Annotated in this window: 15 protein-coding genes; 9 read left to right on the top strand and 6 right to left on the bottom strand. The window is 66.8% G+C overall.

The window, feature by feature from the left end; translation table 11 throughout:
* Positions 1-56: 56 nt before the first annotated feature.
* The 3 genes from ASG03_RS02405 to ASG03_RS02415 form a co-directional block, all read right to left on the bottom strand.
* Positions 57-383, bottom strand: coding sequence for a HepT-like ribonuclease domain-containing protein (locus ASG03_RS02405; RefSeq protein WP_162241353.1), 327 nt, complete (start codon positions 381-383; stop codon positions 57-59).
* 41 nt (positions 384-424) lie between these two features.
* Positions 425-775 (bottom strand): nucleotidyltransferase family protein, encoded by a 351-nt coding sequence (locus tag ASG03_RS02410; protein ID WP_062469509.1) that lies wholly within the window; start codon positions 773-775, stop codon positions 425-427.
* A gap of 119 nt (positions 776-894) precedes the next feature.
* Positions 895-2139 (bottom strand): winged helix-turn-helix domain-containing protein, encoded by a 1245-nt coding sequence (locus ASG03_RS02415; RefSeq protein ID WP_062693007.1) that lies wholly within the window; start codon positions 2137-2139, stop codon positions 895-897.
* Positions 2140-2304: 165 nt separating this feature from the next.
* Here ASG03_RS02415 and ASG03_RS02420 point away from each other — a divergent pair, with 165 nt between their 5' ends.
* From ASG03_RS02420 to ASG03_RS02440, 5 genes are all read left to right on the top strand, one after another.
* The gene (locus tag ASG03_RS02420; RefSeq protein WP_062691956.1) at positions 2305-2985 is read left to right on the top strand and encodes an energy-coupling factor ABC transporter ATP-binding protein; all 681 of its coding nucleotides are present in this window, start codon (positions 2305-2307) and stop codon (positions 2983-2985) included.
* A complete protein-coding gene (locus ASG03_RS02425) occupies positions 2979-3584 on the top strand; it encodes an energy-coupling factor transporter transmembrane component T family protein (RefSeq protein WP_156381700.1) in 606 nt (201 codons plus the stop codon). The genes ASG03_RS02420 and ASG03_RS02425 overlap by 7 nt, the downstream gene beginning before the upstream one ends.
* A gap of 35 nt (positions 3585-3619) precedes the next feature.
* Entirely contained in the window at positions 3620-4183 is a 564-nt protein-coding gene (locus ASG03_RS02430) for a biotin transporter BioY (RefSeq protein WP_062469515.1), read from the top strand.
* 193 nt (positions 4184-4376) lie between these two features.
* On the top strand, positions 4377-5306 hold the full coding sequence (locus tag ASG03_RS02435; protein ID WP_062472110.1) for a histone deacetylase family protein: 930 nt from the start codon (positions 4377-4379) through the stop codon (positions 5304-5306).
* 29 nt (positions 5307-5335) lie between these two features.
* On the top strand, positions 5336-5605 hold the full coding sequence (locus ASG03_RS02440; RefSeq protein ID WP_062472113.1) for an exodeoxyribonuclease VII small subunit: 270 nt from the start codon (positions 5336-5338) through the stop codon (positions 5603-5605).
* Positions 5606-5610: 5 nt separating this feature from the next.
* Here ASG03_RS02440 and ASG03_RS02445 read toward each other — a convergent pair whose 3' ends face one another.
* The gene (locus tag ASG03_RS02445; RefSeq protein WP_062691959.1) at positions 5611-6783 is read right to left on the bottom strand and encodes a thioesterase domain-containing protein; all 1173 of its coding nucleotides are present in this window, start codon (positions 6781-6783) and stop codon (positions 5611-5613) included.
* Positions 6784-7072: 289 nt separating this feature from the next.
* On the opposite strand from ASG03_RS02445, the gene ASG03_RS02450 reads away from it, so the two are divergent.
* The 4 genes from ASG03_RS02450 to ASG03_RS02465 all read left to right on the top strand — a co-directional run bounded on the left by ASG03_RS02450 (position 7073) and on the right by ASG03_RS02465 (position 12941).
* A complete protein-coding gene (locus tag ASG03_RS02450) occupies positions 7073-8431 on the top strand; it encodes an APC family permease (protein WP_062691961.1) in 1359 nt (452 codons plus the stop codon).
* Positions 8432-8778: 347 nt separating this feature from the next.
* The gene (gene dxs / locus ASG03_RS02455; RefSeq protein ID WP_062691962.1) at positions 8779-10707 is read left to right on the top strand and encodes a 1-deoxy-D-xylulose-5-phosphate synthase; all 1929 of its coding nucleotides are present in this window, start codon (positions 8779-8781) and stop codon (positions 10705-10707) included.
* A 171-nt stretch (positions 10708-10878) separates the two neighbouring features.
* Complete coding sequence (locus tag ASG03_RS02460; RefSeq protein ID WP_062691965.1) at positions 10879-11694, top strand: TlyA family RNA methyltransferase; 816 nt, start codon at positions 10879-10881, stop codon at positions 11692-11694.
* Positions 11691-12941 carry a class I SAM-dependent RNA methyltransferase gene (locus tag ASG03_RS02465; protein WP_062691967.1) on the top strand — a complete coding sequence of 417 codons (1251 nt, stop codon included), beginning with the start codon at positions 11691-11693 and terminating at the stop codon, positions 12939-12941. The genes ASG03_RS02460 and ASG03_RS02465 overlap by 4 nt, the downstream gene beginning before the upstream one ends.
* 98 nt (positions 12942-13039) lie before the next feature.
* On the opposite strand, the gene ASG03_RS02470 is transcribed toward ASG03_RS02465, so the two are convergent.
* Both ASG03_RS02470 and ASG03_RS02475 read right to left on the bottom strand, forming a co-directional pair.
* Positions 13040-13792, bottom strand: coding sequence for a crotonase/enoyl-CoA hydratase family protein (locus ASG03_RS02470; RefSeq protein WP_062691968.1), 753 nt, complete (start codon positions 13790-13792; stop codon positions 13040-13042).
* Between the two features lie 9 nt (positions 13793-13801).
* On the bottom strand, positions 13802-15676 hold the full coding sequence (locus ASG03_RS02475) for an acyl-CoA dehydrogenase (protein ID WP_062691969.1): 1875 nt from the start codon (positions 15674-15676) through the stop codon (positions 13802-13804).
* Positions 15677-15874: the final 198 nt, after the last annotated feature.

Below are 15874 nucleotides of genomic sequence, written 5' to 3' on the forward strand. Positions count from 1 at the left end.
GGGGCCTCAGATGCCGGCATCAGACGAGGGCCTCAGTTGCTGGCATCAGAGGAACCTCAAATGCCGTTATCCTCGGTCTCGGCCTCCGCGATTGCATCGGGCAGCATGATCATCAGGGCGGGGACGGCATGCTCGAGCGTCGCCCAGATCGTGTCGACATTGAGCGTGGCGAAGCCACGGACGATGTGGTTTCGCATGCCCTTCATGTTCGGCCAGGGTATGCCGGGAAATCTCTCGGCAAAGGAACGATGCTCCTGGAGAATGCGCGCGGCGCAATCGCCGATGATCAGGAGGGTGAAGAGGCACGCCTGACGGGTTTTCTGGTCTTCCAGAAACTGCTCGCGATCCATGCCGTGGCAGAATCGACAGGCCCAGTCAGCCATGTCTTGCATCTCCTGCAGATGCAGAACGGCACGTCTCGCACTCATACAGGCATGGCTTCCTTCAGGACCTTCGTTCGCAGGCTCTCCGGCAACCCGCCCGACGTCATCACCGACACCGGCATCCCGAGCAGATCCTCCAGCGCGACCTGAAGGCCGCCGATGTCGAAGAGGGTGGTGCCGGGGCGGTCGTCGACGAGAAATTCGAGTTCGCCCCTGTCGGTCTCTCTGTCTGTCTCTCCGTCGATCTCCCTGCCGGCTTCCCTGCCGGACTCGCTGTCAGCGTCGAGGTTTTCACCCGCCGCGCCGACGAGCCGCGGGTTGGACAGGTCGAAACGACGAACCAGCGCATGGACCGCGTCCCGGTGTTTCTCGATGGCAGCGGCCGGCGTCATGTCAGATCCTCGTTCTCCGGCCTATCCTAGCCAAATCGCAAGACCCTTTCAACAGGGAATGCTGAAATACACAGCCGCCGTTCCGGCCGTCGTGCGTCTCCCCTGCCCTCTGCTCGAGGTCACCGCCCTCGTTCCTCCGGCTGAATTTTCCCGTCGAGGTCTCTGGCCCCGCCGGGGTTTCTGGCCCCGTCGAGCCATACCACCTGTTCGACGCCGGCGAAGCGGGCGATGCGGGCGAGCTCGGCGTCGAGGCGGGCATCGCGGGCGGCGGACCGGCGAATGCCGGGCTCCCACCACACGCGCTTGACCTCCAGCACGCCGGCCTTGCGGTTCGCCTTCATGTCGATGCGGCCGACGAGGCGGTCGCCTTCGAGCAGCGGGAAGACGTAGTAGCCGTATTGGCGCTTGGGCTCCGGGACGAAGATCTCGATGCGGTAGGAAAAGCCGAACAGGCGCTCGGTGCGGGCGCGGTCTCTGAGCAGCGGATCGAACGGGCTGAGGACGCGCAGGCGCGCCGGCGGCTCGTCGAGATGACCGAGCGTGTCGGGGAAGCCGGCCAGGGCATGGGCGGCGCGCGGGCGGCTGCCGTCGGCGGGCTCGATGACCACCGGCTGCAGCTCGTGCGCATGCGCCAGCACCCACTGCCGCGCATCGTCCGGCGTGATCAGCGCGAAGAAGGCGGCGAGCTCCCCATGGGTGGCGAAGCCGAGGCGCTCGAGCGCCGCCCGGCAGCACCAGTCGACGAAGCTTTCCCGATCCACCTCGGACGTGCGGTACACCTCGGGGATGACGCGTTCGGTAAGATCGTAGATCTTCTGGAAACTGTCGCGACCGGCGATGGCCAGCGTGCCGGTGCGCCAGAGATATTCGAGCGCGGTCTTGGAGGGGTGCCAGTTCCACCAGCCGCCGGAGGTGCGGTCCTCGTATTTGAAGTCGCGGGCAAGCACGGGGCCGGTCTCGGTGATCTGCCGCAACGTCTCGTCGAAGGCATCCTCGAACCCCGCTTCCCGCCATTTGCGCCAGCGCTCGACCAGCGTCTCCCGTTCGCGGGCAAAGCGATGCTTCCAGTAGACGAAGAAGGCGCTCGGGATGATCGAGGCATCATGGGTCCAGTGCTCGAACAGCGCGCCATCCTTTTCGAGAAGCGCCGTCAGATGCTCCGGCCGGTAGGTCTGGTTGCGGGCATGCAGGATCATGTGGTGGGCGCGCTCCACCGTGGAGATGCTGTCGACCTGCACGAAGCCGATGCGCGTGATGAGATCGAGCAGGCCGTCCTTGCCCAGCGCCCGGTTGGGCGGCGAGGCCAGGCCTTGCCGGTTGAGGAAGATGCGGCGGGCGTCGCGATTGGAGAGGAGAATCGTCATGGCTTTGATCATGCTTTGTTCTGACAAAGAATCAACTGCCGGCAGAACCGGCAACAGCGCCCGAACACGCCATCTGCGATCCCCCGAACCCCGCTACCCGGGCTTGCCTTTCCCTCGCTTTGGCCTATGAACCGGCCATTCGCTGTCAGAGCCGAGGAGAGGGAATTGGAGATCCGCTTTGCCGATTGCAGTGTGCGCTATGGCGACACCGTTGCGCTGCAGCCGCTCGACCTGACGCTGACCGAGCGGCGGATTGGGGTGATCGGGCTCAACGGATCGGGCAAGACGACCTTCGTGCGGGCGATCAACGGGCTCGTCAAGCCGAGCCGGGGCCGCGTGACCGTGAACGGGCTCGACACGGTCGAGGACGGTCCGGCCGTTCTGTCCAAGGTCGGCTTTATCTTCCAGAACCCGCAGAACCAGCTGATCCTGCCGATCGTGGCGGACGATATCGCGCTCGGGCTGAAGAGCCGCGGCCTTGCCACGTCCGCGGTTGCCGCCCGCGTCGAGGCCGTTCTTGCGCGCTTCGACATCGCGCATCTGGCGCGGCGGCGGGTGCATGCGCTTTCGGGCGGCGAGACGCAGCTGGTCGCCATGGCGAGCGTGCTGGTGACGGAGCCCGACATCCTTATTCTCGACGAGCCGACCAACCAGCTGGACCTGAAGAACCGGAAGCGGGTGATCGACACGCTGGCGGGCCTTCCGGAAGCCGCCATCGTCGTCAGCCACGATCTGTCGCTGATCGAAAGCTTTGCACGCGTGCTCCTGTTCCATGAGGGCCGGCTGATCGCCGACGGCGCACCGGTCGACGTGGTCAAGGCCTATGAGGCGGTGGCCCTGTGCTGAAGAGCCTGCATGTCGAGGGCAGCACGCCGCTTCACAGGCTGTCCGTGCGGATCAAGCTTGCCGGCCTGTTTGTCGCCAGCCTGGCGATCTTCGTCACCGAAAGCCCTCTCCTCCTCGGCGGCGCCGCGGCGCTGGCGGCGCTCGTCTTTGCCAGCGTCGGGATCGCGCCGCGCGACGCAGCGTCGCGGCTTGCCTGGCCGCTCGTCTCCGTCGCGCTGGTGGCGCTCGCCACGGGCATTTTCGAAACGCCGCTCGCCGGCCTCGCCACCTTTCTGCGCTTTGCCACGCTCATCCTCCTGGCTGCGGCCGTTACCGCGTCGAGCGAGACGGGGGATGTCATGGAAGAGGTGACCGTCCTCATGCGGCCGTTCGAGCGGCTGGGCCTCGTCAATGCCGCCGATATCGGGCTGGCGCTCGGACTGGTGCTGCGCTTCGTGCCCGACATCGCCCTGCGCTACGAAAGCCTGCGGGAATCGCATGCGGCGCGGGGCCTGCCGGTGCGTCCGCTGCGGATGCTGGCGCCAATGATCATCCTGACGCTGAAAGATGCGGACATGATCGCCATGGCCATTGACGCACGCGGTCTGCGCCGTCAGTAATTCGCGTCCATAAGACCTTTGTGAAAGGAGGGACAATGTCCACACGCGACCTGGTTCTCATCGCCCTGTTTACGGCCGTCATCGTCGTTCTCGGCATCATCCCGCCGATCACGCTCGCCTTCGTGCCGGTGCCCATCACCGCCCAGTCCATGGGCGTCATGCTGGCCGGCTGCATCATCGGCGCCAAGCGCGGCGCGCTCGCCTATCTCCTCCTCATTCTCATGGTGGCCGTCGGCCTGCCCGTGCTTTCGGGCGGTCGCGGCGGCCTTGCCATCCTGGCCGGCCCGACGGCCGGCTACATCGCGGGCTGGGTCGTCGGCACCTTCGTCACCGGCCTGATCGCCGAGCGGATCGTGCGCGAGGGCCAGGCCGGCGTGCACCAGATCGCCGGCTTTCTGCTGGCCTCGATGATCGGCGGCATCGGCGTCGTCTATCTCATGGGCACGATCTGGCTCGCCCGCAGCACGGGCATGGACTTCCTGGCCGCGCTCTCGGCAAACGCCGTCTTCCTGCCCGGCGACGTTCTCAAGGCCGGCATCGCGGCCCTTGCCGCCCGTGCCGTGCTGGTCGGCTACCCGCTGCTGCCGCAGCGGACCTGACGCCCGGGCGCACATGTCGCAGGGTGCGCAGGCAGCAGGGCGCCCGTCCCTGCTGCCTGCCGCTCATGCCGGCCGCATATGCCGGCCGCAGCCTCCCGTCGCTGCGGACCATGTTCTAACCTGCTCAATATGCTTGGTTATTTTATCCCGAAACCGGTTCCGGTCTGCCGCGTTTTGCGGTAGCTTGCCGCGCATGACAACGATCCTCTTTGAAAATCCCATCTTCCTCGAGCATCAGGTGCCCGAGGGTCATCCCGAGCGGCCGGACCGGCTGCGGGCGCTCAATCTGGCGCTGGAGCATGACCGGTTCTCGGACCTCGTGCGGCTGAAAGCGCCGCAGGGCAACGAGGATCTCGTGCTTCTCGCCCATCCGGAAGAGCATCTGCGGGCGGTCATGTCGGTGATCCCCGAAGAGGGCATCAACAGTTTCGAGGCCGATACGCATGCGAGCCCCGCCAGCCTGCAGGCCGCCCTCACCGGGATCGGCGGCGCCGTGGCCGCGGTGGATGCCGTCTTTACCGGCAAGGCGGACAATGTGTTCGTCGCCTCGCGGCCGCCCGGCCATCACGCCGAGAAGACGAAGGCGATGGGCTTCTGCTTCTTCAACAATGCCGCCATCGCCGCGCGCCATGCCCAGCGCGTGCACGGCGCCGAGCGCGTGGCGATCGTCGACTGGGACGTGCATCACGGCAATGGCACGCAGGACATCTTCTACGACGACGCGTCCGTGCTCTTCTGCTCGACGCACCAGATGCCGCTTTATCCCGGCACCGGGGCCAAGGACGAAACTGGACGGCACGACACCATCGTCAATGCGCCGCTCTCGCCCGATACGGGCAGCGAGCATTTCCGGGAGGCGTTCAAATCCCGCGTCCTGCCGGCGCTCGAGCGTTTCCAGCCGGATCTGGTGATCATCTCGGCCGGCTTCGACGCCCACCACCGCGATCCGCTGGCCCAGATCAACCTCGTCGGCGACGATTTCGACTGGGCGACAGGACGGCTGCTCGATATCGCCGGCAAGCATGCCGAGAACCGCATCGTCAGCCTGCTGGAAGGCGGCTATGACCTCGTGGGGCTCGCCGAATCGGCGGGCCTGCATATCCAGCGCCTGATGAGGGGATGACCGACATGGCAAACGACGCACGCACGCAGATGCCGGCCGACGGACCGGCCCAGACGGCCACCCCTGCCGACGTGGCATCGCTCTCCTTCGAACGGGCGGTCGAGGAACTGGAATCCATCGTCTCGGCGCTCGAGCGCGGAGATGTGGCGCTCGACCGGTCGATCGAGTTCTACGAGCGCGGGGAAGCTCTGAAAAAGCATTGCGAGGCCCTGCTCAACGCGGCGGAAAACCGCATCGAGAAGATCCGCCTCGACCGGACCGGCAAGCCGCAGGGCGTCGAGCCGCTCGACGGCGCCTGACGCGATCAGGCGGCGACGCTGCCCTCGTCCGCAGATGGCTGACGATCGGACGACGGCGCGTTGGCGGGCTGCAGATGCCGGTCCGTCAGGGCGGCGAGCTTGCGGGCGTTGCGCGCGACGATCATGCTGAGGTGATTGCCGGATGAGACGGTCCATGCGGCGTTCGGCAGATAGGGCTTCCAGATGCGCACGGCATCGCAATCGATCGGCGAGCCCGACGTCGAGGCGATGAACAGGAGCGGCCCGTCATAGATGCGCGGACGATACAGCCCCTTCATCTGCAGCAGCTGGCGGGCACGGGCATCATAGCCGGGCACGTAGTCGCCGGCCCATTGCGGCGCCCTTAACGGGTAGTCCGGCGTGCGCGGATCGGAAAAGCGAAAGAAAAACTGATGGCCCCGACGGGGCGGGCTGTGACGGAAGGCGGCCGCCGCCACGGCGTCGCGCAGGGACAGGCCGCCGCTATCGCGCGGCGTCTCGCAGGATGCCTCTGCGGAGCGCCGTCGACGCCGCATCCGTGCCGAGAGCTTGGCCAGCACCGAGCGCGCCTGGCGCATGACGGTCCGGCGCATCAGCCCGGCCCAGAGAGGCCAAGGCCAGCTGTGATCGTTCTGCGGCGGGTCGAGCAGCATCAGCGTGTCGATACCATCGCCTTCGGCCCGCAGCCGCCGCCCGAGCTCGAGCGCGAGGATGCCCCCGAACGAATAGCCGGCCAGCCGATACGGCCCCACCGGCTGGATCTCCTTCAGGGCGCGATAGGCCAGCGCGACCTCGTCGGCGACCTCCGGCGGATGGCTCGCCGGTCGGCCGAAATCCGTCAGCGTGATGCCGTAGATCGCACCGTCGAAGGCCATCGCATCCACGAGGTCCTGGGTTTCCAGGAAACAGTTGACGCCACCGGCAAACAGGAAGAGCGGACGCGCGCGGTCGCCGGCGCGCAGAAGGAGGATCTTGTCGTCCATCTGCAGACGATCCTGCGCGATGGCATCGACGATCGCGCGCGGCGTGCGATGACGGTAGAAGATGTTGACGTCGAGCTCGATGCCGGTCCTCAGCCAGAACAGCCGGATCAGCGCGAGCGCACGGTTGGCGTTCAGGCCCCGCTCCACCAGATCGTCGTCGTCGGCAATGGCGCTGCGCATCGTCTGCCGGCACAGGTCTGTCAGCGTCGTGAGCATCGCGATCGAACCCCGTTTACCTGCCGGACATCCGGCCACCGTTCGCGCCTGTCGCCGCGTCACACGGCCTGTTTATCCGAGAAGCCTTACGAAAACCTTGAATGCAGACGGTCTCGCCTGTCCGTCCCGCCTGCCCGCCCGCCTGCCCATCTCTGGCGAGTCGCGGCCGCCGATCATCACAACCCGCGCTCGCATTTCCAACAGGGCGCGGCGCAAGGATGCATCTTTCCTTCGCCGGCGGTCGAGCTATGTGTCTTGGCACAAGATCCAAGGGAGAAGGGGATTTTCGATGTCGGTTGAGGACAGACACGCGACGCAACCGGAACTGAAGCGCGTCATGGGGCCGGCGCTCCTGCTGCTCTTCATCATCGGCGATATCCTCGGCACGGGGATCTATGCGCTGACCGGACAGGTCGCGGGCAAGGTCGGCGGCATCGTCTGGCTTCCGTTCCTTATCGCCTTCGCGGTCGCGCTGCTCACGGCCTTCAGCTATCTCGAGCTCGTGACGAAGTATCCGAAGGCGGCCGGGGCAGCGCTCTACACGCACAAGGCCTTCGGCGTCCATTTCCTGACCTTCATCGTCGCGTTTGCCGTGATGTCGTCGGGCATCACCTCGGCGTCCACGGCCGCGCGGGCGTTTTCGGCCAATTTCACCGCGGCGCTCGGGCTCGACGTCGGCAACGCCATGGTCGTCCTGATCGCAGTCCTGTTTCTCGGGCTGGTCGCCGCCATCAATTTCCGCGGCGTCGGCGAGAGCGTGAAGCTCAATGTCGGCCTGACGATGATCGAGCTCACCGGCCTGCTGATCATCATCGGCATCGGCTTCTGGGCGATCTTTCACGGTCAGGGCGACGTATCGCGCATCACGACGTTCACGCCGGCCGGCGACAGCGGCGTGTTCTGGTCGGTCATCGGTGCGACGACGCTTGCCTTCTTCGCCATGGTGGGGTTCGAGGATTCGGTCAACATGGCGGAGGAATGCAAGGATCCGAGCCGGATCTTCCCGAAGGTCCTGCTGACCGGCCTGCTCATCACCGGCCTCATCTATGTCCTCGTCTCCATCGCCGCCATCACGCTGGTGCCGGCTGCCGAGCTCAGCGAAGGCGAGACGCCGCTCCTGAAAGTGATCCAGGCGGGGGCGCCCGGCTTTCCGCTCAGCATCTTCGGCGTGATCACCATGCTCGCGGTCGCCAATTCCGCGCTGATCAACATGATGATGGCGAGCCGGCTGCTCTACGGCATGGCGCGGGAAGACGTCATCCCCGCCGTTCTCGGCCGCGTGCATCACGGACGCCAGTCGCCCTACATCGCCATCGGCTTTACCACCCTGCTGGCCGTCGGCCTGCTCGTCTTTGCGGGCGGCGTGCCCCAGCTTGGCGGCACCACGGCGCTGTTGCTGCTCGGCGTCTTCGCCATCGTCAACGTCGCCGTCCTGGTGCTGCGCAAGGACACGGTCGCCCATCCGCACTTCCGCATCCCCACGGTCTTTCCCGTTTTGGGCGCGCTGACCTGCACCTTCCTCGCCGGTCCCTGGACCGGACGCGACCCGGTTCAGTATCTCATCGCCGGCGTCCTTCTGGCCATCGGCGTCGTGCTCTGGCTTGCCACCGTCGGCATCATGCGCCGGACGCAGGCCGCACGCGCTTGACGAACAGCGCGCTGACGCGGTGCACGGGTGCCGTGCACCGGGGCGAGACGGAGAGGCGCATATGCATCGCGCACCGAACTTTCGGGCGCGAAGTTTGTTGTAGGATCGAGACGGGGGTTCCGGTATCCTTCCCGGCACGCCTGACGCAGATTCGGGAGCGGAGAGGACGGACGATCCGCCCCGCTGCAGGGCCTTTCGGACACGTCCAGCAGGCAGGCTTTCACGTCCCGCTCCTGTGCAGGACGTGCAGCGACAGGCTTTTGCAATTCCCGCAAATTGCGATTAAGAGGCCTTTTTGCGAATGATTTCCATCGCGGCCCTTCAATGACCGCGGGTATGAGGACAGCGTGACCCAACCGAACACCCCGCCGTCGACGCCGCTTCTCGACAAGGTCAACCTACCCCGGGACCTCAAGGCCATCGACGACAAGGATCTGCCGCAGCTCGCCGGAGAACTGCGGGCCGAAATGATCGATGCGGTGTCGCGGACGGGCGGCCACCTCGGGGCCGGCCTCGGCGTGGTCGAGCTGACGCTCGCCATCCACAAGGTGTTCGACACGCCGCACGACCGGCTGATCTTCGATGTCGGCCATCAGTGCTACCCCCACAAGATTCTGACCGGACGCCGGGACCGCATCCGCACGCTACGTCAGGAAAGCGGCCTGTCGGGCTTCACCCGCCGGGCGGAAAGCCCCTACGATCCCTTCGGCGCCGCCCATTCCTCCACCTCCATTTCCGCCGGCCTCGGCATGGCGGTCGCCTCGGAGCTCCAGGGCGTGAAGCGCAACGTCATCTCCGTCATCGGCGACGGGGCGATGTCGGCCGGGATGGCCTACGAGGCCCTGAACAATGCCGGTGCGCTGGACGCCCGGCTGATCGTCATTCTCAACGACAACGACATGTCGATCGCGCCGCCGACCGGCGCCATGAGCGCCTATCTGGCGCGTCTGGCCTCCGGCCGGACCTATATGGGGTTCCGGGAACTGGGCAAGAAGCTCACGGCCTATCTCGGCAAGTCGGTCGACCGCGCCATCACCCGCGCGGTGGAGCATGCCCGCGGCTACGTGACCGGCGGTACGCTGTTTGAGGAAATGGGTTTCTACCATATCGGGCCGATCGACGGGCACTCGTTCGAGCACCTGCTGCCGGTGCTGCGCAACGTGCGCGACAATGCCCATGGTCCGGTGCTGATCCACGTGGTCACCCAGAAGGGCAAGGGCTACGCGCCGGCGGAAGCTGCGGCCGACAAGTATCACGGCGTCAACACTTTCGACGTCATCACCGGCGCGCAGGCAAAAGCCAAGCCCAATGCGCCCTCCTACACGGCCGTCTTTGCCGAAGCGCTGGTGCAGGAAGCCAACGAGGACGAGCGGATCGTCGCCGTGACCGCCGCCATGCCTGCCGGCACCGGGCTCGACAAGTTCGCGCTCGCCCATCCCACCCGCATCTTCGACGTCGGCATCGCCGAGCAGCATGCTGTCACCTTCGCAGCCGGGCTTGCGACCGAAGGGTTGAAGCCGTTCGCGGCGCTCTATTCCACCTTTCTGCAGCGCGGCTACGACCAGGTGGTCCACGACGTCGCGATCCAGGGCCTGCCCGTGCGTTTCCCGATCGATCGTGCCGGCTTCGTCGGCGCCGACGGACCGACGCATGCCGGCTCGTTCGACACGACCTATCTTGCCGCCCTGCCCGGCTTCGTGGTGATGGCAGCCGCCGACGAGGCGGAACTGAAGCATATGGTGCGCACCGCCGCTGCCTATGACGAGGGCCCGATTTCCTTCCGCTACCCGCGCGGCGAAGGCGTCGGCATCGACATGCCGGTTCGGGGCGAGATCCTCGAGATCGGCCGTGGCCGCATCGTCAAGGAAGGCACCAAGGTTGCGCTCCTTTCCTTCGGGACGCGGCTTGCGGACTGCCTGCTGGCCGCCGAGGATCTCGACGCTGCCGGGCTCTCCACCACGGTGGCCGATGCGCGCTTTGCCAAGCCGCTCGACCACGACCTGATCCGGCGGCTCGCGCGCGAGCACGAAGTCCTGATCACCATCGAGGAAGGATCGGTCGGCGGCTTCGGCAGCCACGTGCTCCAGTTCCTCGCGCTCGAGGGGCTGATGGACGCCGGCCTGAAGGTGCGCCCGATGGTGCTGCCGGATATCTGGATGGAACAGATGAAGCAGGACGCCATGTATGCCCAGGCGGGCCTCGACCGGGCCGGCATCGTCTCGACCGTGTTCCGCGCGCTCGGCCAGAAGCGCGTCGGCCGCGGCGCTGCGAGCTGATTTCCGACGCTTCGGGCGACGCCGCGGAGCCGGCGCAAGCTAAAGCGTCTTGTTTTGATGCATGTCGTTTCGCGAAACCGCTGCACGCGTTCGGGCGACAGGGATGAGGCTTTGTCCCCGGATCGCGCAAAAGGCTTGTCAGCCGCGCGCTGACGCGCCATGACATGCGCCATGTCAAACGAACCGAAAACCACCGTCCGCCTCGATCAGCTCGTTCTCAACCTCGGGCTCGTCGCCAGCCGGTCGCGCGCACGCGACGCGGTGCAGCGCGGAACCGTGCGGGTGAACGGCCGTGTCGTCACCAAACCGAGCTCCACCTTTCCCGAGGATGTGACGATCGAGATCGACGATCCGGTCCAGGCCTATGTGTCGCGCGCTGCCTTGAAGCTGAAAGCTGGGCTCGATCATTTCGCGCTGTCGCCGGAGGGGCTGGACTGCCTGGATATCGGCGCGTCCACCGGCGGCTTTACCGAGGTGCTGCTGCATGCGGGCGCCGCCCATGTCATTTCGGTGGATGTCGGCCATGGCCAGTTCCATCCGCGGCTTGCGGCCGATCCGCGCGTGACCAACATCGAAGGCTTGAATGCACGCGTTCTCGACGAGGAGCATCTGGACGATCGCGAGATCGGGATGGTCGTGTCCGACGTGTCCTTCATCTCGCTGAAGCTCGCTTTGCCCCCGGCGCTCGACCTTGCGGTGCCCGGCGCCCTGTGCCTGCTTCTGGTCAAGCCGCAGTTCGAAGCCGGCCGCGACTTCGTCAGCAAAGCGGGGCTTCTCAAGGACCCCTCGACCGCGCCGGAGGTTGCCGCCGAGCTGGAGCGCTGGCTGGTGGAGGAGATGGGCTGGGAAAGCCTCGGTCTGATCCCCTCCCCGATCGCCGGTGGCGACGGCAACGAGGAGTTCCTGCTCGCCGGCCGCAAGCCGCTGGACGACAATGCCGACGCTGACGCCGAGACGGACGACGACGCGGCAGAGGAAACGGCATGAGCGCGGAAACCGCGACCATCGAGCGCCTCGGCCTGCAGGGCGACGGCATCGTCGCCTCCGAGACCGGGCCGGTCTTCGTGCCCTTCACCCTGCCCGGCGAACGGGTGACGCTGGCCGTCAACAAGCAGCAGGGCACCGTGATGTCGCTGCTCGCGCCCTCGCCCGACCGCGTTGCGCCCGCCTGCCGGCATTTCGGACCGGAGGGCGAGAACGGCACCTGTGGCGGCTGCACGTTGCAGCATGCCGGCGACGACCTCTATAACGCGTTCAAGCGGCAGATCGTCGTCGACGCCCTGCGCGCGCGCGGCATCGAGACGGAGGTCGCACCGCTCGTGATCGCCCGCCCCGGCGAGCGCCGACGCACGGTCTTCACCGCGCGGCGCACCGAAAAGGAGCTGCTGCTCGGCTACAACCAGGCGGAAAGCCACCATATCGTCGCCATTACGGAATGTCCCATTGCCAGCCCCGGCATCGTGTCGCGGCTGGCAACGATCCGCATCGTCGCGGCAGCGCTTGCGGCCAGTGCCGAGCCGTTTCGCATCACCGTGCTGGAGACGGCGGCCGGGCTCGATCTGGCCGCAGACGGCATCAAGGCGCTGTCCGACAGGCACCGCCAGCAGGCGATCGAAGCCGTGCTCAAGCTGCGCGGCATCGCCCGGCTCGCCGTCAACGGCGAGACGATCGTGGAACCGCTGAAGCCGCTTCTCACCTTCGACGGCATCGCGGTCTCGCCGCCGCCCGGCGGCTTTGCGCAGGCGAGTGCGGTTGCCGAAGCGGCGATGGCGGAGCTGGTGCTGGCGCATCTCGGAAAGGCCAAGCGCATTGCGGATCTCTTTGCGGGGACCGGCACCTTTGCCCTGCGCATGGCGCGAAAGGGCCGCGTGCATGCGGTGGAAAGCGAGGAGAAGGCGCTGAAGGCGCTCGATTTCGCCGCCCGCAACACGCAGGGACTGAAGCCCGTCAGCATCGAGAAGCGCGACCTTTTCCGCCGGCCGATGATGACCTCGGAACTGAAGGTCTACGACGCCGTCGTCTTCGATCCGCCGCGTGCCGGAGCCGAGGCGCAATGCCGCGAACTGGCGCGCTCGACGGTGAAGACCGTTGTCGCCGTGTCCTGCAACCCGCAGACGCTGGCGCGCGATCTCTCGATCCTCATCGAAGGCGGGTATCGCGTCACCACCGTTACCCCGGTCGACCAGTTTCTCTGGTCAGCCCATGTCGAAGCCGTGGCAACGCTGACCCGCTGAGGGCTGTCGGCCTTTTCGCCATCGTGCGCCCGTGCCCATGTGCCCATGCCCATGTGCTCGTGCCCGTGCGCTCCCGATGGTCGCGCCTGGGGTGTTCGTCAGCGCCGCGCGAGAAAAGCCATGAACGCGGCCTGCGCCTCGGTGCTCTTCAGACGGGCGGCGAAATGCTCCGCCTCGATGTCGATACGCGCAAGGATTTCCGTGCTGTCGCCGCGCAGGAGCTGCCGGGCGATGCGCAGCGCCTGCGGCGGCTTGGCCGCGAGCAGCGCGGCGGCGGCAAACGTTTCCTGTTCCAGCATTTCCGGCGCGACAGCCTTCCAGACAAGCCCGGCGGCGACGGCCTCTTCGGCCGCGATCGGCAGGCCGGCGGCGAGCAGCGCGAAGGCGCGCTGGTGGCCGACAATCCGGGGAACGAGCAGGCTGGATGCGGCTTCCGGGACAAGAGCCAGATCCACGAACGGGGTCCGCAGCTGGGTCCGGGTCGACACGACGGTCAGGTCGCAATGGAGATGGAGCGTCGTGCCGATGCCGATCGCAAGGCCATCGACACCGGAGACGAGCGGTTTTTGCGCCGTTGCCAGCGCGCGCAGGAAGCCCAGGACCTCCGTGCCCAGGGTGTCGCTCATGGCCATCTGCGCGAAATCGGCCATGTCGTTGCCGGCGGAGAAGCAGCCGGGCGTCCCGAGGAACACGATCACGCGCACCTCGTCCTCCGCCTCGGCCGCCGCCAGCGCATCGGTCATCGCCAGATACATGGCGCGCGTGATCGCGTTCTTCTTTTCCGGACGATGAAGACGGATGACGCGGACGGCGGTATCCGGTCGCTCGATGAGGATGGTCTCGTCGGTCATGGCGGGATCTCAGTTCAGCGCGATGCGCGCAGCCGCGAGGCTGTCGGCGCCGTGAAGAATGGCGTCGGCCAGAAAGGCGGTTTCACCGAGCAGGTTTTCGGCAAAGAACCGCGCCAGCGCGACACGCTGCGCCTGGCGACCGTCCTCGGCGTCGCTGGCCGCGCCCTTGGCGAGAAGCAGGCCGGAGAGAACCAGCCCGAACAGGCGCTGATAGGCCGTGGCACCGGCGAGCGCCGTCGCCGGGCGCCCGGCCGCCAGTTCGGACAGGAGCCATGTCGTCGCCTCGGACAGGGTGCCGACGGCCGCGCCGAGACGCGACGCCGTCGTGCCCCAGGGGGCGTCGACGTCCGTTGGCAGGGCGTCGATCGTGGCCTGGAGTTCGGCAATGAGACCGCGCACATGGGCACCGTCGCCGAGCGGCAGTTTGCGTGTGACGAGATCGATGGCCTGGATGCCGTTGGTGCCTTCGTAGATCGGGGCGATGCGCGCATCGCGCAGCAGGCGCGCGGCTCCGGTCTCCTCGACGAAGCCCATGCCGCCATGGACCTGGATCCCGAGCGAGGCAACCTCGACGCCCACATCGGTCGGAAAGGATTTGGCGATCGGGGTCAGGAGCGCCGCGCGATCCTGCCAGTGGCGTTTTCCGGCTTCGGTGTGCGCACTTTGGCTGGCACCGCTCGTACTGGCACCGGTCTCACTGGCACCAGTCTCACTGGCACCAGTCTCACTGGCACCAGTCTCACTGGTACGGGTCTCATCCGCATGGGCACCGGCCTGATGGGCGCGGTCGACCGCTTCGGCGCAGAGATAGGTGATCGCCCGTGCACCCTGGGTCAGCGCCTTCATCGTCAGCAGCGTGCGGGCGATATCGGGATGGTCGATGATCGGGCTTGCCGTGGCCGCGCCCGGAGCCTTGCCCTGCCGACGTTCACGCGCATAGGCGAGCGCGGCCTGGGTGGCGGCTTCGGCCATGGCGACGCCCTGGGCGCCCACCGCGAGCCGGGCATTGTTCATCATGGTGAACATGCAGGCGAGCCCGCGGTTTTCCTCGCCGATCAGATAGCCGACGGCCCCGGCTTCCGCGCCGAAACGGCCGTCGCCATAGATCATCGTGCAGGTCGGCGAGGCGTGAATGCCGAGCTTCTCCTCGATCGAATGGCAGAAGAGGTCGTTGCGCGCACCGAGGCTGCCATCTTCGTTTAGGAGGAATTTCGGAACGAGGAACAGCGAGATGCCGCGCGTTCCCTCGGGCGCATCGGCAAGGCGGGCGAGGACGAGATGAACGATGTTGTCGGTGAAGTCGTGCTCGCCCCAAGTGATGTAGATCTTCTGCCCGAAAATCCGGTAGGTGCCATCGTCGCGGCGTTCGGCGCGCGTGCGCAGCGTGGCCAGATCCGAGCCGGCATGGGGTTCGGTGAGGTTCATCGTGCCGGTCCATTCGCCGGAGACCATCTTCGGCAGGAAGCGGGCCTTCAGACTGTCCGATCCGTGGGTGGCCAGCGCCTCGGCCGCGCCGGCCGTGAGCATCGGCGCGAGCGCGAACGCCATCGAGCCGCCGTTCCAGATTTCCATGGCGGCGATCTGCAGACGGTGCGGCAGGCCCTGCCCGCCGATCTCCACCGGTGCGGCAAGCCCGTTCCAGCCGGCGGCGGCCCAGGCGCGGTAGATCTCCGGCCACCCGGTCGGCGAGCGGACCTCGCCGTTTGAAAGCCGCGAGCCTTCCTTGTCGCCGCGTGCCGCAGCCGGCGCGATCGTCGCATCGCAGAAGCGCCCCGCCTCCGCTATCACGGCATCGACGATGTCGGCATCGACGGATGCATCGCCCTCGAGACCGGCGATGTGCTTGAGGGTGAACAGAATGTCGTCCACGGGCGATGTGTACATGAAAGCCTCCTGCCGTTGCCGGCGCCTGCTCGTCGTCTACCGCGCCGGTCGTCAAATTATTGATTTTTACGTAAACGTCAACTGTTGACATCCCCGGACGGGTGCCGAGAGGTCGGCGGCGTGCACGACCTCCCGCACCGATCTCCGGGCGACCTTGTCCTGCACCCCGCACGTCCCCGATGGTCCCGTGCAACAAAA

Source organism: Rhizobium sp. Leaf341 (assembly GCF_001424325.1).
GTDB lineage: Bacteria > Pseudomonadota > Alphaproteobacteria > Rhizobiales > Rhizobiaceae > Ferranicluibacter.